Annotated in this window: 17 protein-coding genes; 8 read left to right on the top strand and 9 right to left on the bottom strand. The window is 62.2% G+C overall.

Going from position 1 to position 18,154, the window contains the following annotated elements; genetic code table 11:
* Window positions 1–48: 48 nt before the first annotated feature.
* The 3 genes from pstB to QIW53_RS03635 all read left to right on the top strand — a co-directional run bounded on the left by pstB (window position 49) and on the right by QIW53_RS03635 (window position 2,231).
* The gene (pstB, locus tag QIW53_RS03645) at window positions 49–810 is read left to right on the top strand and encodes a phosphate ABC transporter ATP-binding protein PstB (RefSeq protein WP_368554561.1); all 762 of its coding nucleotides are present in this window, start codon (window positions 49–51) and stop codon (window positions 808–810) included.
* Between the two features lie 93 nt (window positions 811–903).
* A complete protein-coding gene (locus tag QIW53_RS03640) occupies window positions 904–1,602 on the top strand; it encodes a hypothetical protein (protein ID WP_371048324.1) in 699 nt (232 codons plus the stop codon).
* Window positions 1,602–2,231: a hypothetical protein gene (locus QIW53_RS03635; protein ID WP_371048323.1), complete on the top strand. Its 630-nt coding sequence runs from the start codon at window positions 1,602–1,604 to the stop codon at window positions 2,229–2,231. Before QIW53_RS03640 ends, QIW53_RS03635 begins: the two co-directional genes overlap by 1 nt.
* A gap of 8 nt (window positions 2,232–2,239) precedes the next feature.
* Here the strand turns inward: QIW53_RS03635 and QIW53_RS03630 are convergent, their stop codons facing one another.
* The 3 genes from QIW53_RS03630 to QIW53_RS03620 all read right to left on the bottom strand — a co-directional run bounded on the left by QIW53_RS03630 (window position 2,240) and on the right by QIW53_RS03620 (window position 6,121).
* Window positions 2,240–4,414 carry an ATP-binding protein gene (locus tag QIW53_RS03630; protein WP_371048322.1) on the bottom strand — a complete coding sequence of 725 codons (2,175 nt, stop codon included), beginning with the start codon at window positions 4,412–4,414 and terminating at the stop codon, window positions 2,240–2,242.
* A 349-nt stretch (window positions 4,415–4,763) separates the two neighbouring features.
* Window positions 4,764–5,057, bottom strand: coding sequence for a DUF1330 domain-containing protein (locus QIW53_RS03625; RefSeq protein WP_371048321.1), 294 nt, complete (start codon window positions 5,055–5,057; stop codon window positions 4,764–4,766).
* A 233-nt stretch (window positions 5,058–5,290) separates the two neighbouring features.
* The gene (locus QIW53_RS03620) at window positions 5,291–6,121 is read right to left on the bottom strand and encodes a type 1 glutamine amidotransferase domain-containing protein (RefSeq protein ID WP_371048320.1); all 831 of its coding nucleotides are present in this window, start codon (window positions 6,119–6,121) and stop codon (window positions 5,291–5,293) included.
* A gap of 261 nt (window positions 6,122–6,382) precedes the next feature.
* On the opposite strand from QIW53_RS03620, the gene QIW53_RS03615 reads away from it, so the two are divergent.
* On the top strand, window positions 6,383–7,405 hold the full coding sequence (locus QIW53_RS03615; protein ID WP_371048319.1) for a GlxA family transcriptional regulator: 1,023 nt from the start codon (window positions 6,383–6,385) through the stop codon (window positions 7,403–7,405).
* Between the two features lie 67 nt (window positions 7,406–7,472).
* On the opposite strand, the gene QIW53_RS03610 is transcribed toward QIW53_RS03615, so the two are convergent.
* The gene (locus QIW53_RS03610) at window positions 7,473–9,326 is read right to left on the bottom strand and encodes an ABC transporter ATP-binding protein (protein WP_371048318.1); all 1,854 of its coding nucleotides are present in this window, start codon (window positions 9,324–9,326) and stop codon (window positions 7,473–7,475) included.
* 128 nt (window positions 9,327–9,454) lie between these two features.
* Entirely contained in the window at window positions 9,455–10,273 is an 819-nt protein-coding gene (locus tag QIW53_RS03605; RefSeq protein ID WP_371048317.1) for a helix-turn-helix domain-containing protein, read from the bottom strand.
* A gap of 108 nt (window positions 10,274–10,381) precedes the next feature.
* On the opposite strand from QIW53_RS03605, the gene QIW53_RS03600 reads away from it, so the two are divergent.
* On the top strand, window positions 10,382–10,696 hold the full coding sequence (locus QIW53_RS03600; RefSeq protein ID WP_371048316.1) for a DUF2834 domain-containing protein: 315 nt from the start codon (window positions 10,382–10,384) through the stop codon (window positions 10,694–10,696).
* The gene (locus QIW53_RS03595) at window positions 10,693–11,121 is read left to right on the top strand and encodes an MAPEG family protein (RefSeq protein WP_192303531.1); all 429 of its coding nucleotides are present in this window, start codon (window positions 10,693–10,695) and stop codon (window positions 11,119–11,121) included. Before QIW53_RS03600 ends, QIW53_RS03595 begins: the two co-directional genes overlap by 4 nt.
* A 27-nt stretch (window positions 11,122–11,148) precedes the next feature.
* Here the strand turns inward: QIW53_RS03595 and QIW53_RS03590 are convergent, their stop codons facing one another.
* Together QIW53_RS03590 and QIW53_RS03585 are read right to left on the bottom strand one after the other, a co-directional pair.
* Complete coding sequence (locus QIW53_RS03590; RefSeq protein WP_371048315.1) at window positions 11,149–13,398, bottom strand: ATP-binding protein; 2,250 nt, start codon at window positions 13,396–13,398, stop codon at window positions 11,149–11,151.
* Window positions 13,395–14,009 (bottom strand): biliverdin-producing heme oxygenase, encoded by a 615-nt coding sequence (locus tag QIW53_RS03585; protein WP_371048314.1) that lies wholly within the window; start codon window positions 14,007–14,009, stop codon window positions 13,395–13,397. Before QIW53_RS03585 ends, QIW53_RS03590 begins: the two co-directional genes overlap by 4 nt.
* A gap of 443 nt (window positions 14,010–14,452) precedes the next feature.
* Between QIW53_RS03585 and QIW53_RS03575 the strand changes: the two genes are divergently transcribed.
* Window positions 14,453–15,226 (top strand): ParA family protein, encoded by a 774-nt coding sequence (locus QIW53_RS03575; RefSeq protein WP_371048313.1) that lies wholly within the window; start codon window positions 14,453–14,455, stop codon window positions 15,224–15,226.
* 17 nt (window positions 15,227–15,243) lie between these two features.
* Here the strand turns inward: QIW53_RS03575 and QIW53_RS03570 are convergent, their stop codons facing one another.
* Both QIW53_RS03570 and QIW53_RS03565 read right to left on the bottom strand, forming a co-directional pair.
* Window positions 15,244–16,098, bottom strand: a complete 855-nt coding sequence (locus tag QIW53_RS03570) for an AraC family transcriptional regulator (protein WP_371048312.1) — start codon at window positions 16,096–16,098, stop codon at window positions 15,244–15,246.
* A 205-nt stretch (window positions 16,099–16,303) separates the two neighbouring features.
* A complete protein-coding gene (locus QIW53_RS03565) occupies window positions 16,304–17,275 on the bottom strand; it encodes an XdhC family protein (protein ID WP_371048311.1) in 972 nt (323 codons plus the stop codon).
* A gap of 66 nt (window positions 17,276–17,341) precedes the next feature.
* Here QIW53_RS03565 and QIW53_RS03560 point away from each other — a divergent pair, with 66 nt between their 5' ends.
* On the top strand, window positions 17,342–18,154 hold the full coding sequence (locus QIW53_RS03560) for an alpha/beta fold hydrolase (protein WP_371048310.1): 813 nt from the start codon (window positions 17,342–17,344) through the stop codon (window positions 18,152–18,154).

The following is an 18,154-nucleotide window of genomic DNA, read 5'->3' as shown; positions in this document are numbered from 1 at the left end:
ACATCCCTCAAAGTAGCTGCCCCGTTCGAGACCCAGGCCCCGGTGGTCATGGACTGCAAGCTCGACAAGATTTTCTACGGCAACTTCATGGCCGTGCGTGACAGCCACGTGCCGATCGAAAAGAACAAGATCACCGGCTTCATCGGTCCGTCCGGCTGCGGCAAAAGTACCGTGCTGCGCAGCCTCAACCGCATGAACGATCTGGTGCGCGGCTTCCGTTTCGAAGGTCATGTGCATTTCCTTGGCCAGGACGTGTACGGCAAGGGCGTTGACCCGGTGGTGGTGCGTCGCTACATCGGCATGGTGTTCCAGCAGCCTAACCCGTTCTCGATGAGCATCTTCGACAACGTCGCCTTCGGCCTGCGCCTGAACCGCTACAAAGGCGACATCGGTGACCGTGTGAAGCACGCCCTGCAGGGCGCCGCGCTGTGGGATGAAGTCAAGGACAAGCTCAAGGTCAGTGGCCTGTCGCTGTCCGGTGGCCAGCAGCAACGTCTGTGCATTGCTCGCGCCATCGCCACCGAGCCGGAAGTGCTGTTGCTCGACGAACCCTGCTCGGCGCTGGACCCGATTGCCACCCGCCGCGTTGAAGAGCTGATGGTCGAGTTGAAGAAGGACTACACCATCGCCCTGGTGACCCACAACATGCAGCAGGCGATCCGCGTGGCGGACACCACCGCGTTTTTCTCGGTGGACATTTCCCAGGGCACCCGCACCGGTTACCTGGTGGAGATGGGCCCGACCACGCAGATTTTCGATAACCCGCGCGAACAGATGACCAGCGACTACATCAGCGGCAAGTTCAGCTGATCGAGCGCGTCCGGCCGGGGCCGCATGCCGCCAGAGGCTTTGGTGGGCACGCGGCCGTTTTGCGTCTCAAACACCATGCGTCCAGGAATGTCCATGTTTGCCAAGCGTCGCCTTGACCTACCCGCGATCGAGCGTGCACTGCGCGAGTTGCAGAGCCGCTTTGTCGAGCTCAGCGCGCAGTTCACCGAGCCGCGTGACCCCTTGACCGACGAAGTGCTGCAAAACGTGCTGGACGGTTACGCGCTGATCGACGATTACGTGGCCAACGACGTCGACCTGTTTCATCTGCAGAACCTGAACCTGATGCTGGAAATCAACGCCACCGTCCTGTGCGGCAAGGACCCGGCGCGCCGGCTGGAATACGCGCCGCACCTGGCGGCCACCGAAGCGCACTTTTTCAACAACCTCGAAGGCGGCATCAAGGATTTGTACAACTGGTACTGCGCGTATCACAGCGAGTCGATCTGGAAACGTGCCGCCGGTGTCTACGTGCGCATCCTCAGCAAGCCGCAACTGTTCATCGAAGGCAACCACCGCAGCGGCTCGCTGATTGTCAGCTACCTGCTGATGCGCGCCGGGTTGCCGCCGTTCGTGCTCACCCTGCACAACGCCAAGGGTTACTTCAACCCGTCATCGGTCATTCGCAACTCGGCCAAACATGGCGTCAAGTCGCTCTATGAATTGCCCAAGATCAAGAAAAAATATGCCGCTTTCCTCGAAGATCAGTCACCGGACCCGGGCAAGTACTTTCTGTACGAACCCAAATTGCCCGTCCATCACGGAGGCGCGTAATGAGCTGCTCTGCGCTGTTAAGTAAAAGCCTGGTCTGCGCCCATCGTGCATGGCAAGCCACCCAGGCCTTCATTCCGCTGGTCGAGTGTCGGCGCGTGCGTATCTCCTTCGATATCGATGACACCCTGGCCTGTCTGCCGCACCACAGCGCCGCCGAGCCGAACACCTTGCCCGACTGCCTGCACCGCTGGCTGGGTGAACCGCTGCGCGCCGGCACCCGCGAATTGATCCGCGAACTGCGCCGCCAGGACTGCAGCGTCTGGGTCTATACCTCGTCCGGCCGCACACCGGCCTACATCCGTCGCTGGCTGATGCTCTACGGCATCCATGTCGACGGTGTGGTCAACAGCGCCCGGCACGACCGTGTCATCGCCGAGCGCGGTCTGCGCAATGCCCCTTCGAAACTGCCAAGGGCGTTCGATATCGACCTGCACGTCGATGATTCCGAGGGTGTGGGCCAGGAAGGCCACGACCACGGTTTCCGCGTCGTGGTCGTGCAGCCGGATGATCAGCGCTGGGCGCAGCGGGTGCTGGATGCCGTGGCGGACGTCCAGATGCAACTGGCGCGGCAGCAGCCGCATCGGTTCAAGACGCCGGCACGTCAGGCGGTGGGGATCTATTCGACCTGACGGGCGCGTCAGGGCAGCACGGGCGGGTTCGCCTGTACCAGTGAGTGAACCTGCTCGCTCAGTTCATTGATCTGGAACGGCTTGGTCAGCAGTTGCGTGGTCGCGTCGACCGAAACCAGGCTGGCCCCGCCGGCGAAACCGGTAATGAACAGCACCTTGAGCGACGGGTACTTGCGGCGCAGCTCTACGGCCAGGCCGATGCCATTCATCAAACCCGGCAAACCGATATCGGTCACCAGCACATCAAGGTGGTCGAACTTGTCGGCCTGCTTCAGCGCCGACACACAATCGATGGCCTCCGTCACGTGGTAACCGGATTCGGCCAGGACTTCGGACACCGTCTGGCGGACCGCCGCCTCATCGTCCACCACCAGAATACGTTCGCCATGACCTGTCAGCGCGTTGTGCGCGGGCACTTCAGCGTCGACGTCGAGTTCGCCTTGCTGCGATTCGTCGATCGGGAAGAACATGGTCAAGGTGGTCCCGACATCCAACGTGCTGCTGACCTTGACCTGTCCGCCCGACTGCTGGGTAAACCCATAAATCATCGACAGGCCCAGGCCCGTACCTTCGCCGATTTTCTTGGTGGTGAAGAAGGGGTCGAAGATGCGCGAGAGAATGTCCGGGCTGACCCCGGTACCGGTGTCAGCCACCGAAATGGCCACATAGGCCCCGGGCGGCATGGCCTTTTCCGCCGTCGAGGTTCCATCCTCGACGTGGCGGTCGACCTTGAGACTGAGCCTGCCGCCATCGGGCATGGCGTCCCGGGCGTTGACGGCCAGGTTGAGCACGGCATTTTCCAGCTGGTTGAGGTCGCACTTGATGCGGTCATTGGCGTTGAACGCGCACTCGACCACGATGCTGGGGCCTACCGAGCGGCGGATGATGTCTTCCAGGTTGGCGATAACCTGCCGCGGTTCGATCACCTCGGGTTTGAGTGACTGTTGTCGCGAAAACGCCAGCAGCCGCTGGGTCAGGGCGGCGGCGCGGGACGCCGAAGTCATGGCCGTGGCGTTGTAGCGGGACAGATCGTTGTAGCGCCCTTTGTCCATGCGCCGCTGCATCAGCTCCAGGCTGCCGATGATGCCCGCCAGGAGGTTGTTGAAGTCGTGGGCAATCCCGCCGGTCAGTTGGCCCACGGCTTCCATTTTCTGACTCTGTCGCAGCTTGGACTCGGCCGTCATGCGCTCGCGCTGTTCGGTTTCCAGTTGCTGCGTGCGTTGACCGATCCGATCCTCCAGCAAATCGTTCCAGTCGCGCAGCGCCCGCTCGAGGTGCACGCGGTCGTCGATGTCTTCGATGGTGCCGTACCATTGCTCGCAGTTTCCGTCGCCGTCGAGGCTGCATAACGCGCGGACCCTGAACCAACGGTATTCCGAGGATCGGGATTTGATGCGTATCTGCGAGTCGAAGGGCTGCAAGGTCAGCAGTGACTCGGTCCAGGGCGTGGTCAGCACGGACTGGTCACTGGGATGGACGGCGTCGATCCATTGTCGTCCCAACGATTGTTCCGCAGTGAGGCCGCTGTAGTGAAACCATCGCTGATCGATCGACGTGAGGTCGCCATGATCATCGGCCGTCCAGGGCCAAAGAGGATTCAGTTCGGCGGCGATCCGGTAATGGCGCTCGCTTTCACGAAGCTTGTGCTCGGTCAGGCGCATCGCACTGTGGGTCATGGAGCGGCGCAGAACGGCGCCGAGCAGGTTGGCGTAGCCACGCAGAAAATCGATGTCGTCTTCGGTGAACGCGCGAGGCGTGCGGCTATCCACCTCGAAGATGCCGAACGGCTGCTCTTCGCTGGCGCCATGAACCAGCACGTTGACGAAGGCCTGCACGCCATTGTCGATTTGAAAGTCGTGGTAGCGAAAGCGGCTTTCGGTGGCTCGGTCGGTCGAGATCACCGGGTTGCCGGTGTCCAGCGAGAAGCGTTCCGGGCTCCCCGCATCGGCGCGCACCCGCACCCGGCCGACCGTGCCAGGCTTCCAGCCAACACCGTCACGCAGAAACAGGGTCATGCCATCGTCCTGCAGGACCATGAATTTGGCCATCTGCGTGCCCAGTGCGTCGCCCACCAACCGACAGGCTTCATTGAAAATCAGGTCCATGTCGTCTGACGCCAGCGCCAGCTCGCCAAATTCGGCAAGCACCCTGCGCTGGCGCAACAACGTTTGCTCGATGGTCATGCTTTTTCGCCCCGGGATTTTTATATCCGAGAGCGTTGGTGTGGCGAGGTTCAATCCTTGTGATCAAATGCTGAAACCTCTCAGCGCCGCCACCCTGGCCCCCCTAGGAGCGGACTTGTCCACGATGGTCGTCAACGATGACGCTGGCTGCCTGACACCCTGCGGCGCCTGGACGTTCTTCGCGAGCAATCTCGCTCCTGCAGGGTGAACGCCGTCAACTGTGGGAGCTGGCTTGCCAGCGAAGGTCGTCAACGATGACGCGAGCAGCCTGATTCCACGCGGTGCTCTGGAGTTCATCGCGAGCATGCTCGCTCCTACAGGGGAGCGGCCATTCGCATTCGGCGCGTCTTCAATCCCCCAGATCCCCCTCGATGATGATCAGCTCACGCTGCGCCGCACGTAACGCAAACGCTTTCGCTTGCGTGTAGGCCGGGTCCTCGTAGCAAGCTTTCGCCTGGGCGTAGCTGGGGAATTCGACGGCCAGTACGCGGCGGGTGGTGTGCGATTCCAGCAATGCCGCCGGGTCCAGCGCTTTGAGTTTTGCGCCGTAACGTTCAGCGATGGGCGCCCACAACCGGGCGTACGCTTGCTGGGCATCCGTATCGGTGACGGTTGATCCGAGAATGATCCAGTAACCTTTCATCGTGAATTGCCTTTTTGTCGTTCGAAGGATTGGCCGGCGCGAGGATGCGCTGCACCTTCATGCTCTGGTCCACTGTCCAGGGCATGAAGTTCTCCACTGTATAGGCGGTGGCAGTCAGGGCTCCATAACGGATCGGCCAAACCCTGTAACGCGGACGTCGTCGAGACCCATGGCGCAGTACCGCATGCCGGCTGTGCCATGGGTCAGGTCTGACGTGAAACAGCCGCCCGGGCTTACTTCATCTTCGCCAGCATGGCCACGGCGACGGCCTTGGCCGATTGGGGGTTCTGACCGGAAATGACTTCACGGTCTTCGATCACGTGCTCGCTCCACGGCTTGGCTTCGGAGAACTTGGCACCGGCTGCCGTCAGGCCGTCCTGCGGGAACAGTTTCATATGGCCGCCGCCGAGGAAACCTTTGGCCTGCTCTTCTTCGGCGTCGGTGAAGGCGGTGACGTTGTAGCCCTTGTAGATCCAGTTGGCGGGCGCGGTCGGTTGTTTGCCCGACTCCAGCGCGGAGACAAAACCGCGGGCGTCCGGGATCGCCGACAACATGGCGATGGTGCCATGGCAGGTGAAACCGGTGACCTTGCCTTTATCATGGAAGTGGGTCAGCAGTTGGCCCAGTTGCTTGTCCTTCAGCAGATCCTGCATCGGGATATGGCCGCCAGGCACGAACACGGCATCGAATTTGTCGTAGCCGATCTTCTGCACCTGCGCGAAGCTGATGGCAGGCGAGTCGGTCTTCGAGGTCAGCTTCAGCGTGGCCAGCAGCGCGAGGCTTTGCTGGCGGGCTTTTTCATCGCCGCCCCAGAAGCTCACGTCGTTGGATTTCTGGTCGGCGGTGGGTGCCTTGCCGCCAGGGGTGGCGAACACGACGGTTTGACCCGACTCGATGAAGGTCTGCACCGGCTGCATCAATTCGTTGAGGAAGAAACCGGTTTGCATGACCTGGCCGTCTTTGAGGTCGAGTTGCGCCTGATCCGACAGTACAACCAGTACCGTGCCGGCGTTGGCATAGTTGGCGGCCGCGGCCAGCAGGGCAGCAATGAGGGTTTTTTTCACGGGATTCTCCAGTAGGAAGGGTGGGGCGGCGCCAATCTTATTACTGGGTCGAAAGTTGAAAGAGCCCATGAATTGAATTTCACTTGTTACATTGCGGAATCAATAGCCAGGGACCGCCGGAACGCGCGCCGGCACACGGCGCTGGCCTCACCCGTGATAGAGAATGGCGTGAATTGTCCGTTCGTTGTCCGGCTCGTGCATTTCAGCTATACAATTTCGCGGCTATCGTTGCGCCATACCCTTAGCGGAGGGAGTCACAATATGTCCGGCGTGAAAACGGCCCTGATGGAAATCCCCGTGTTCGTGGTCATCCCTTCGAGCATTCTGCTGCTCGATCTGGCGGGGCCCATGGAGGTGCTGCGCAAAGCCAACAGCGAACAGGATGCCATGCGCTACTCGGTGAATTACATCGGCCCTTCGGCGACGGTGGGCAGCTCCATCGGGCTGCAGATTGCCGGCATCGCCCCGTTGCCGGCGAGTCTGCCGGATGAGGCGCTGGTGGTGGTGCCCGGTACCATCGACGTACTGCTCGATCAGACCGTCGTGGATCGCACCGAGGCTTATCGGCAGGAGCAGGTGATTGTCGACTGGCTGAAACTGGCTATCCGCCCGGGCATGCGTCTGGTGTCGATCTGCTCGGGCGCGCTGATGGCGGCGCGCGCGGGATTGCTGGACGGGCGTGACTGTACAACGCACCACGGCTGCGTGGCCGAGCTGATCAGAGTCGCGCCCTCTGCCCGGGTGAAAGAGAACCGGCTGTACGTGGAGGACGGCGAGCGCTTGACCAGCGCGGGCGTGACAGCGGGCATCGACCTGATGCTGCACCTGGTCGCCCAGCAGGCCGGTCATGCCATTGCGCTGTCCATCGCACGCCACCTGGTCATCTACTTGCGTCGCGGTGGCGCAGACCCGCAATTGTCCCCGTGGCTGGAGGGTCGCAATCACATCCACCCGACGATCCATCGCGCGCAGGATGCCGTGGCGGCAGACCCCACCCAGGAATGGTCGGTGGAGACACTGGCGAGCATCGCCGGCGCCAGCACGCGTAACCTGTCGCGACTGTTCAACGAACACACCGGCATGAGCGTGATCGACTACGTCAACCGCATGCGCATCGCCTTGGCGCGTGAGTTGTTGACGGGGTCACAACTGGACATCGAGGCCGTGGCTGAGCGAGCCGGGTTTTCCTCCGCCAGGCAGTTGCGACGGACGTGGAGCCGCTTTCATGATGCTCCTCCCAGCAGAATGCGCTCGGTGACGGCGCTGAATCCTGACGCTTCTTGAATGGGCGCCCGCGAGCGCCAGGGTCGGGGATACGAAGGGGGCGATAATCACCCCTCTCCAAATGGCCCTATTCCACCGCCTCGACCACTCCCTGGTCCTCACCCAGGAACCCGCCGCTCTGGTGGTGCCACAACCGCGCGTAGGTGCCGTTTTTCGCCAGCAACTCGGCATGCGTCCCTTGTTCGATGATGCGTCCGTCATCCATGACGATCAGCCGGTCCATCGCCGCGATCGTCGACAGCCGGTGGGCGATGGCGATCACGGTCTTGCCTTGCATCATTTCATCGAGGCTTTCCTGGATGGCGACTTCGACTTCCGAGTCGAGGGCACTGGTGGCTTCATCCAGCAGCAGGATCGGCGCATTCTTGAGCATGACCCGGGCGATGGCGATGCGCTGGCGCTGGCCGCCGGACAGCTTGATGCCGCGTTCGCCCACCAGGGTGTCGTAGCCGCTGTGACCCTGCTTGTCGCTGAGCTGGCTGATGAAACCATCGGCTTGTGCATTGACGGCAGCCTGGTGGATCTGTGCATCCGTTGCCTCGGGCCGGCCATAGGCAATGTTGTCGCGAATCGAGCGGTGCAGCAGGGACGTGTCCTGGGTCACCATGCCGATGGTGCTGCGCAGGCTGTCTTGCGTCACTTCGGCAATATTTTGCCCGTCGATGCGAATCGCGCCGCTGTCCACGTCGTAGAAACGCAGCAGCAGGTTGATCAGCGTGGACTTGCCGGCGCCGGAGCGCCCGACCAGGCCGATTTTTTCCCCCGGACGAATGTGCAGGCTCAGGTTGTCGAGCACCTGGCGTTCGCCGTTGTAGTTGAAGCTGACGTTGTCGAACGTTACCGCGCCGCCGGCGGGTACCAGCACGCCGGCATTCGGGGCGTCCTGCACCTTGGGGCCACGGGTCAGGGTTTCCATGCCGTCCTGCACGGTACCGATACTCTCGAACAGCGAGGTCATCTGCCACATGATCCAGTGGGACATGCCGTTGATGCGCAGCGCCATGGCGGTGATCGCCGCCACGGCACCGGCGCCGACCTGGCCTTGATGCCACAGCCACAGGGCATAGCCGCCGGCGCCCATGATCAAGCCGACCACCAGCGCCTGGTTGACGATTTCGAACTGGCTGACCAGGCGCATCTGGCGAAAGCCGGTGAGCTTGAAGTCTTCCATTGCCGCGCGGGCGAAGTGCGCCTCGCGCCTGGAGTGCGAGAAGAGTTTGACCGTGGTGATGTTGGTGTAGGCGTCCGAGATGCGTCCGGTCATGGACGAGCGGGCGTTGGCCTGTTCCTGGCCGACTTTGCCCAGGCGCGGCACGAAGTACAGCATGGCCAGGCCGAACAGGGCGATCCAGAGAATGAAGGGCAGCATCAATTTCAGCGCGAAGCCGCCGGCCAGGGCAATGATCGCAATGAAGTAGACGCCGATCCCGGGCAGGATCTCGATGAGGGTGAACAGCACCTCACGTACTGCGAGCGCAGTTTGCATCACCTTGGTCGTGACCCGCCCGGAGAACTCGTCGGAAAAGAACGACAGGCTCTGGCGCAGCATCAGCCGATGGAAGTCCCAGCGCAGCCGCAGCGGCAGATTGATCGCCAGCACCTGGTGCTGGACCATGGTGCGCAACGCCACCAACCCAACGCTGAGGACCAGCACGCTGCCGATCCCCCACAGCACGCGGCTTTCCTGCATTCGGGCTTCGCCGCCGGCCTGCCAGGTCGAGAGCAGGTCCACGACCTGCCCGAGGAAGGAAAACAGCCAGGCTTCATAGATCGACACGCTGGCGCTGAGCAGCGCAAACGCCAGGATGTAACCGCGAGCGCCACGGGTGCAGGCCCACAGGAACCGTGCCAGGCCCACTGGTGGCGGTGGCAGCTCGTCGGGCGGGAAAGGGTCGAGCCTTCGTTCAAACACACGAAGCATTGTGGCCTCCTTGATGATCATGTGCGCAGATTCTGCCATCTAATGGAGGGTTTGAGGGTTTTGCGGGGCAGGGGTTCGGCGCGATGGGGGTGTTTGTCCGCAGCGACAGCCTTCTGCGGCCGTCCCGTTCAGCCACCACCGGCTGACCATTGCTCGAACGCCGTCGACATGATCTGCCAGGTTTGGCTGTCAGCGGGTATCAGGTGTTCGATGCGTAGCGACGCGACGGTGATGTCGAGGGGCATGCCGAAGGTGGTAAAGGTCGACAGGAACCTCAGTTCGCCGTGCCCGGATCGCACGCGTGTCAGCACCACTGGCGCGGGCGCCGTGTTCAACGGCGGAGGCGGCGAGCCGGGCATGTCCCGCAACAGGCGAGCCAGTGCGGGATTGGCCACTGCTTCGCGAGCTGCGCGCTGCCAGGCGATGGCGCGTATCTCGTGCGCGTTGACCAGGTGCTCACCCAGGCCGCCAGGGCGCAGCAGGGTGTCCAGAAGGTTCAGGCCCGACAGGCTGTCGGCGTCGATACCGACCAGTGCGAACAGCAGGCCTGTGCTGGCGTTGGCGGCGGTGACATCCCAATGGCCGTTGATGACGATGGCGGGGGCCGGGTTGTTGGCCTGCAGGATGTGGTCGACTGCGTCAGACACCATTTTCATCGTAGGCGCATCGCTGGCCGAGGCGACGTAGCGGGGGGCGTAGCCTGCTGCGAGGAACACCTCGTTGCAGTGCTCGAGGGGCACGTCCAGGGCGGACAGCAGGGCGTGCAGGGTGCTCGGACTGGCCCTGGCGCGAGCCGTTTCCACGCAACTCAAGTGACGCTGGGATACGCCCGCGAGCAACGCAAGCTCCAGTTGGCTCAGCCCTGCCTGGCGACGCAGGCGACGCAGGTGTTCCCCGGCGGACGGGCCGGCAGCCGGGCTGGTTGAATGAAAAGGTTTTTGGCTCATGTTTCGACTCTGACTGTCCCTGTTGAGTGCGTCCATGACCTGTCAGGTCATTGAGGTACGAGCGACTCTACCACTACTGTCGGGTGACCATTCACCCGGGAGAAGAGGATGAGGACCCATTACCTTGCATTGTTCGTGTTGACGATCTTTGCGCTTTATACCGGTTGGACGATGGCGTTCGCCGATCAGTCGCTGGTCGCGTTCGGCCTTCAACTGTTGTCTCGACCCGACACCGCGCAGGTCGTCATCGATCTCTATCTGATGGCGGCGCTGGCTTGCATCTGGATGATCGACGATACCCGCGCGCGAGGCGGCCGGTTGCGGGGCGTGGTGCCTTATCTGCTGGTCACGGCGGTGTTCGTTTCCATCGGACCGTTGTTGTACATCGCGGTCAAGGGCCTGGCGAACGGGAGTCGGGCATGAGCATCGTGCTGTCAACCTATGCGCTCTGTGTCGTGGCGCTGTTTCTGAAGATGCTGGCGATTTCCTGTTATCAGGGGTACTTCCGGCTTCGCTTTACCGCGTTCATCAATCCGGAAGACGCTGCCGTTTTCAATCGATCAGCCCAGGCGGCGGAGCGGCCGGAAGTCAGCCGGGCCATGCGCGCCTGGAGGAACGACCTGGAGAACATCCCGATGTTCATCGCGCTGGGGGGGCTGGCGATTGCGCTGGATGCGCCCGGCGTCATGACGCTTTGGCTGTGCGGTGTGTTTACCGCCGCGAGGTACGTGCACACGGCGACGTACCTGGCAAGCCTGCAGCCATGGCGAACGGTGAGTTACACCCTCGGTGTCCTGTGCCTGATGGGGCTGGCTGCGGTGGTCACGGTGCAGGTCGTGATGGATTGACGGCGCGCGTAGTCGCACTCCGGCGCCTCATTCAACACCCTCAATGGACGCCGGCACCGTAAACCTGAACAGGGCGCCACCGCCCGGCTCGCTTTCGGCAACGATGCGGCCGCCATGGGCTTCGACGATCCCTTGCGTGATGTAGAGGCCCAGCCCGGTCCCGGTCGGATTGCCATCCTTGACCGTCCAGTAGCGTTCAAACACATGGGGCAGGTTTTCCTTGGGAATGCCTTCGCCGCTGTCGCGCACGGTGAACACGATTTCGTTGCCGACGGATGTCGCCTGCACGCCGACGGTACCCAGGCGCGGGGTGAACTTGATGGCGTTGCTGACCAGGTTCGACAGCACCTGGAAGAGCCGCTCGGGGTCGGCATGGATACTCAGGTCGGGATCGGCCTCGAAGGAAATGCTGATGTCCTTGTCCAGCGCCAGTGGAGTCAGAAGTGTCTGCGCTTCTTCGAACATGTGGCGCACGTCGAGTTTCTGCGGGGTGATGGTGTAGCGCCCGGCGTCGATTTTCGAGGTGTCGAGCAAGTCCTCAAGCAGAATGTTCATGCGCGCGGCCGCCTGCTGCATGGTGTCGATCGCCGTGGTGATACGGCGCGAGGTGTGCGGCCCGTCGGAGCTGAAGGTCTTCTGCATCATGCCGCAAAGCATCGAGATCACGGTCATGGGGTTACGCAGGTCGTGGGAGACCACCGCCACCAGATCGTCCCGGGCGCGCACGGCGTCCTGCTCGCGTCGCACCTGGCGGGCGAGGTCGTTTTCCAGTGCCGAGCGGCGCAGGTCGTTGGCTGCAAAGAGGTCGCCGTGGCTCCATTTGGTGGAAATCCCGGCCATCTCGACCTTCCAGATTTCGAACGAGGTGCGCGGGCGCAGGCGCAGGCCCGCGTCGGAGTTCTCCAGGTCCAGGGGCTTTCTCGGGTCTCCGCTCCAGTTGATGCTCTCTTTCACTTCCGGACGAAACCACAGCACGCCGTTGTCCACCGGCTTGGGCAGGCTCATGGCGAGCACGCCGCTGGCCACTTGCTGAAATTGGGCGGCGGGCGGGTAGACGCTGCTCAGGTGATGGCTGGCGAACACCGGTTCGCCGCTGTCCTGCAGCCATTTGTGCAGCGCGCGGATCTCTTGCGGTTCGGGGCAGTTGCCATAGCGGTGCAACGTTTTGTCCTCGATGATCGCAATACCGCCGGCGCCGGTCAGGGCCATCAGCGCTAGAGGTTGCCCGGCCAACCCGTCGAAGACGTTTTGCGGCGAGTCGATCATGGCCTGATTGAGCAGCGCCAGCGTCTGCATCTTCGCTTCACGCTGGCGGCTGATTTCCAGCGACTCCATCGCGCTGATCTGCAGCGACAGCACCTGGCCGATGGTCTGGCAGGCCATGCGCAACTCGTGCGGGACGTGCAGCGGCTGACGATTGCCGCAGCTGATCAGCCCCCATAATTTGTCACCCTTCATCAGCGAGATGCTCATGGACGACAGCACGCCCATGTTTTTCATGTACTGGCAGTGGATGGGCGACACGCTGCGCAGCATGGCGAAGCTCAGGTCGAGCGGAGCCTGGATGTCCGGACGCAGTTTCGGCACCAGCGGCACCGGGTCGTAATCGGCGTCGGGGATGATCCGCAACCAGTTGGTGCGGTACAGCTCGCGAGCCTGCTCGGGGATGTCCGAGGCTGGGAAGAACAGGCCGTTGTAGACCTCCATCGACGGGTCTGAGGCCTCGGCGATGACCTGGCCGTGGCCTTCTTCTTCGAACCGGTAGATCAAGACCCGGTCATAACCGGTCATGGCCTGGATTTCCCGGACGCTGATGTCGTACAGGGCCTGCAGGGTGGTGGCCGCTTGCAGGCGCTGGAGCATCCGGCCCAGATGAGTCTGGTTACCGGCGACGTTGCGCGGCTGGAAGTTCTCGACGTGGATCTCCAGTTCGAGAATCAACACCCCCTGATGGCGATGCACAAAGCCTTCGAACACCATGTTGTTGAGTTCGAACAGCATCGGCGGTACATCGAGCAGCGCCGATTGCTCCAGAGCCTGCTTCACCGTCCGGGCGTGAGCGTCGCCGAGAAGCGCGCCCAGCGGTTGGCCGATCAGGGACTGCGGGGGGAGGGCGAGCAACGTCTCGACGTTGGCGCTGACCTGAATGATGTCCAGCCCTGGCTCGGTCAGGGTCAGCAGCAGGCCGTGTGGCTGGATGGCGCCGGGAAAACGGATCGGCTCATCGGCACAGTTGGCCAGCAGTTCTTCAAAAGCGTCTTTGTCTTGTGGGGTCATACCAGAACCTCCTGGCTTTCGAGCCAGCGTTCGAAACAGCTGAATGTGGTGTGCGCGGCGGCCACGACGGCGGCTCGCTCGTCGGCACTCATGGGGCGGCTGCCCAGGTATTCAATGAACTCGCGCCAGCGGCGTCCGGTGGTGGCGCCATAGATATCGAGAAAAGCCGCCCCGTTGTCTGCGTCCAGCGCCAGCCGCTCGGCGATCTCTCGCCGCAGGATCTGACCGCCGAGCGTCGCGCCTTCCAGCACATACAACACCCCCAGGCACGCGGCGCTGGAGTCGATGACGGGCAAGGTCGCGCAGGTCGGCAAACGGTCCAGCGCCGAGGTGGGCAGACCCAGGGCCTGCAGGTCGGCGCGCAGCGTTGCAGTCTTCAATCGCGCCGTCAGATTGAAGTCCCGGGGGATGAACCCACTTTCCCCCAAGGCGCTTTCCAGCGGCCGATAGAAGCCGAAATAGGCTTGCATGAGGCGGGTAAAGGTTTCGATATTCAACGAGTCCGAGAAAAACGGCAGACGCTTTTCCAGCGCGATGTGCAGCTCGGCCGTACCGGCCCGCAGGTCTTGCAGAACGGTTGGAACGTTGGGATTCAGTGAGGGTGTCGGCATGGATGCTAAAAACTGATCTCTTGATGGCGACGTCGGACATTCCGGGTCTTGGGCCGACAAACCTCGGAACGATAGCCGGGGTCGGTTGTTGATTGTTTCAGAAAACCTGCCATTCAGAAAACCTGACTCATGATTCAACTGACATTTATTTCTTGTGGAGGTTTCCTTTTCCGACGGACGTGCCCGGGAAACTGGAGGAGACCGGCAGTAGCATCCGCGCTCAATGATGCCTGATGCCTTTATTTCACAGGACGGGTGCGCGTCGATCCATTGTTTCCCGCCATCCCGGACCTCTGCGCCTCGGCGGCTTACGTGAGCCTCGAGCCCGGGGCGCGCTCGGCGTGGCGCGCTGTCTTAAATATGCAATAAAAATGTCGCGCAGAAATATTACTGAAATGTTTCATTCCTATGATGTGGGAGTTTTCTTTCAGGGAAGTAAGGTCATGCGTCGAGTGGTGTTCAACCAAAAAGGCGGTGTTGGCAAATCCAGCATCGCCTGCAATCTTGCTGCGGTCACTGCCGCCGAAGGCTACAGGACCCTGCTGGTGGATCTCGACCCGCAGGCCAATTCGACTCATTACCTGACCGGGCTGCGTGGCGACGACATCCCGATGGGCATTGCCGACTTCTTCAAGCAAACCCTCTCCAGCGGCCCCGCCAGCAAAAAGAACTACGTGGCGATCACCGAAACCCGCTACGACAACCTGCACCTGGTGACGGCCAGCCAGGAGTTGTGCGACCTGCAGTCAAAGCTCGAATCGCGGTTCAAGATCAACAAGCTGCGCCGCCTGCTGACCGCGTTGTCCGAGGACTACGAGCGCATCTACATCGACACGCCACCGTCCCTGAATTTTTACACCATCAGCGCACTGATCGCCGCCGACCGCGTGTTGATTCCGTTCGACTGCGACACCTTTTCCCGCCAGGCCCTCTACAACGTCATCACGCAGGTGGCCGAGTTGCGGGCCGACCATAACGAGTCGTTGATCGTGGAAGGGGTGGTGGTCAACCAGTTCATGTCCCGGGCCAGTCTGCACCAGAAACTCATCGACGAACTGGTGGCTGAAGGCTTGCCGGTGCTGCCGGATTACCTGAGCAGCACGATCAAGATGCGCGAATCCCACGAATCATCGGTGCCCATGATTCACCTGGCCCCGCGACACAAGCTCTCACGGGAATTCGTCAGCCTGTTTTCGGCGCTGGAAAAAGCCAGCTGAATAAATGTGTGACTGGGTCAACTTCCGGCGTAACTGTCCACCACCCGTCGGTACTGGCTGGGCGAGGCGCCGATGTGCTGACGGAAGAAGCGGGTGAAGTGGCCCTGTTCGGAGAAACCCAGGCTTTCGGACAGCAGGCCCAGCGTGCCGCTGCGCTCGTGCTCCAGCCAGGTGAATGCGCGGCGCATGCGGGCATCGTTGACCATGAGCGTGGGCGTCATGCCGGTGTCTTTCTTGAACAAGGCAAAAAAATGCGCACGGGACAAACCGCTGGCTCGCGCGGCATTGTCGATCAGGTCCGGGTCTTCGAGGTGGTCGAGCAGATACGCCGTGCCCCGGCGAATGCGCGCATCGCGGAACTCGCCATAGGTCGGTGCACCCAGTTGCCAGAGCCGTCGCCACTGGGAAAAGTCTTCGATCAACTGGATCAGCAAGTCGAACAGCAGGAATTCGATCCGCTCTTTGGGCACCAGACCATAGCCGTGCATTTCGCCGATGAGCAGGTCGGCCAATCGGCGGTTCTGCAGCGACAGGTCAATGCAGGGGTGGGCGAAAAAATCCGGTCTTGCACTCAGTGCCAGTGATTGTTGCGCGGTCGCCAGCCAGGCCGGTTCGATGTACAGCGCGAGGATAAGGGTGTTGCCGGTATCAGGTTGCGGGGCGTAGAAATGCGGCTCCCAGGCGTTGACGAGCACGGCAGTGCGATCCGTCAGCGGCACGAGGCGGCCATTGACGTTGAAGAACGTGTCTTCACCGGACACCTTGACCAGGACGTGGCACTCGGAGTGGGTGTGTGTCACCAGCGGCCGATCCATGTTGAGCAAGGCGACACGCCCGAATTTGCCATGAAACACACGTTGGGCAATCGACATTGAAAAACTCCCTCACTCGCTTGTAGCGGCTATTGTTGTTCAACTGCGCCGAAGGAGGAGGGCAGTCGTCTGTTGCGTGCGCCATGCAACGGGCAGCAGCGCATCACAGCGCAAGGCAGGATGCTTGAGGGTGCAATATCCCGCAGAACAGGGCCGCGCGTCCAGTCAGGCCCTGTTGAAACGGCCTGTTCATGACCGCCGGTGCTCATAGCGCGTGACGCTGTTTGCCGTGATACACCCGCAACACGTCGGCCATGACGGCCAGGGCTATTTCCGCCGGGGATTTGCTGCCCAGGTCCAGGCCGATCGGCATGTGCAGGCGGGCAATCTGGGCGTCGTCCAGGCCAGCGATCCGTCTGAGGCGTTCGGCACGCTTGGCGGAGGTTGCCTGTGAGCCCATCGCGCCGATGTAGAACGCCGGCGTATGCACCGCTTCCATGAGCGCCAGGTCATCGATTTTCGGATCGTGCGTCAGGGCGACCACCGCCGTCGCCGAGTGACAGCCACCTGCGGCAATGAACATCGACGGCAGGATGCGCCGCATCTGTACGCCCTCCAGTTGCACATGCTGCATTTCATCCCGGGGATCGCAAGCGATCACTTCACAGCCAATCGCCCGGGCGAAGGTGGCGCAGAACTCGGCGACCGGCGACAGGCCGGCGAGAATAAGGCGCAGTGCGGGACCGACGCGGATATGGACCTGTTCATCACAAACGCTGACTCGTTCACCTGCTTGATGGGAGACAGGTTGCAGGTGGGTTTGCCCGGTGGTCAGGTCGACGTGACGCAGTTGCTGGTGCTGGCCCAGCAAGGTGGCCTGCAACTGCTGCAAGTGATCGATCCAGGCCGGGCTGGCGGCACGATGCTCGACCAGCACGATCAGCATGCCGCCGCACGGCAATTGCAGGCGGCGGCTTTGCTCGGCGTTCTCGCCATAACGGACGATCTGCGCGGCCTCGAGCAATTCGCCGCGGGCCAGGCTTTCGCGAAACTCCTCCTCGACACAGCCTCCGGACAACGAGCCGACGAACTCGCCCTGTGCGTTGGCAACCAGCATGGCGCCCGGCGCCCGGGGCGCCGAGCCATAAGTCGAGAGCACCGTGCACAGCCAGACGGCCTGGCCCGAGCGCGCCCAGTGCAAGGCCTGTTCAATGACCTGAACATCCAGATGTCGCATGCCGGTTCACCTCATTGCTGACGATTGCGTTAATCTGCGGGCCCTGTGTTCAGTGTCAGACCCTGTATGTCCTGTGAAAGTGTCGTGAAACCTGATTGTGTCGAACTCGGCGAGGTCCGGATCGAATACCGCCACCTGCCCGCCACGCAGGCTGGCCGACCGACCCTGGTGCTGCTGCATGAAGGCCTGGGTTGCGCCGCGCAGTGGCGCGATTTCCCCGAGCAGTTGGTCGAGGCGACCGGCTGCGGCGTACTGACCTACAGTCGCCAGGGGTACGGGCGATCCAGCCCGGTGACCTTGCCGCGATCGCTCGAGTATCTGAACCAGGACGGTCCGGTGGAGCTGGCGCTTTTGCTCGATGCCCTGAAGCTGGACGATGTGGTGCTGCTGGGCCACAGCGACGGCGCTTCGATCGTGCTTGCCCACGCGGCGAGCAATGACCCTCGGGTGCGCGGCAGTATCGCGCTCGCGCCCCACGTCCTGGTCGAAGCCAGGACGCTGGAAGGCATACGCCAGACCGTCACGCAGTGGCACACGGGCCGGTTGCGCGAACAGTTGATGCGCCATCACGGCGACAACGTGGACGGCGCCTTCCATGGCTGGAGCGACAGCTGGCTGCATGCCGACTTCAGCCTTGAGCCTCTGGTCGCACGACTGACGGACATCGCTCGACCGCTGTTGGTCATCCAGGGGCGTGACGACCAGTACGCCACCCCTGAACAACTGTCTGTGATCAAGGCTCATGTTTCGGCATCTTGCGACTGTGTGTTGCTCGACGACTGCCAGCATTTCCCGCAGCGCGAAGCCACGCAGGCCACACTGGGACTGATCGCCGATTTCGTCGCGGGCCTGGCGTCCGACGGGCACACGCTGCCATAG

This window comes from Pseudomonas fluorescens, assembly GCF_041354075.1.
GTDB classification, from domain to species: domain Bacteria; phylum Pseudomonadota; class Gammaproteobacteria; order Pseudomonadales; family Pseudomonadaceae; genus Aquipseudomonas; species Aquipseudomonas fluorescens_CE.
This window is presented reverse-complemented; position numbering and strand designations above follow the sequence as displayed.

Coding starts and splice junctions, on each gene's coding strand:
- QIW53_RS03560 (WP_371048310.1), top strand. CDS start 17,342: ATGTCCTGTGAAAGTGTCGTGAAACCTGATTGTGTCGAACTCGGCGAG.
- QIW53_RS03625 (WP_371048321.1), bottom strand. CDS start 5,057: ATGAAAGGTTACTGGATCATTCTCGGATCAACCGTCACCGATACGGAT.
- QIW53_RS03575 (WP_371048313.1), top strand. CDS start 14,453: ATGCGTCGAGTGGTGTTCAACCAAAAAGGCGGTGTTGGCAAATCCAGC.
- QIW53_RS03615 (WP_371048319.1), top strand. CDS start 6,383: ATGTCCGGCGTGAAAACGGCCCTGATGGAAATCCCCGTGTTCGTGGTC.
- QIW53_RS03605 (WP_371048317.1), bottom strand. CDS start 10,273: ATGAGCCAAAAACCTTTTCATTCAACCAGCCCGGCTGCCGGCCCGTCC.
- QIW53_RS03585 (WP_371048314.1), bottom strand. CDS start 14,009: ATGCCGACACCCTCACTGAATCCCAACGTTCCAACCGTTCTGCAAGAC.
- QIW53_RS03630 (WP_371048322.1), bottom strand. CDS start 4,414: ATGACCATCGAGCAAACGTTGTTGCGCCAGCGCAGGGTGCTTGCCGAA.
- QIW53_RS03635 (WP_371048323.1), top strand. CDS start 1,602: ATGAGCTGCTCTGCGCTGTTAAGTAAAAGCCTGGTCTGCGCCCATCGT.
- QIW53_RS03600 (WP_371048316.1), top strand. CDS start 10,382: ATGAGGACCCATTACCTTGCATTGTTCGTGTTGACGATCTTTGCGCTT.
- QIW53_RS03640 (WP_371048324.1), top strand. CDS start 904: ATGTTTGCCAAGCGTCGCCTTGACCTACCCGCGATCGAGCGTGCACTG.
- QIW53_RS03595 (WP_192303531.1), top strand. CDS start 10,693: ATGAGCATCGTGCTGTCAACCTATGCGCTCTGTGTCGTGGCGCTGTTT.
- pstB (WP_368554561.1), top strand. CDS start 49: ATGGACTGCAAGCTCGACAAGATTTTCTACGGCAACTTCATGGCCGTG.
- QIW53_RS03610 (WP_371048318.1), bottom strand. CDS start 9,326: ATGCTTCGTGTGTTTGAACGAAGGCTCGACCCTTTCCCGCCCGACGAG.
- QIW53_RS03565 (WP_371048311.1), bottom strand. CDS start 17,275: ATGCGACATCTGGATGTTCAGGTCATTGAACAGGCCTTGCACTGGGCG.
- QIW53_RS03590 (WP_371048315.1), bottom strand. CDS start 13,398: ATGACCCCACAAGACAAAGACGCTTTTGAAGAACTGCTGGCCAACTGT.
- QIW53_RS03570 (WP_371048312.1), bottom strand. CDS start 16,098: ATGTCGATTGCCCAACGTGTGTTTCATGGCAAATTCGGGCGTGTCGCC.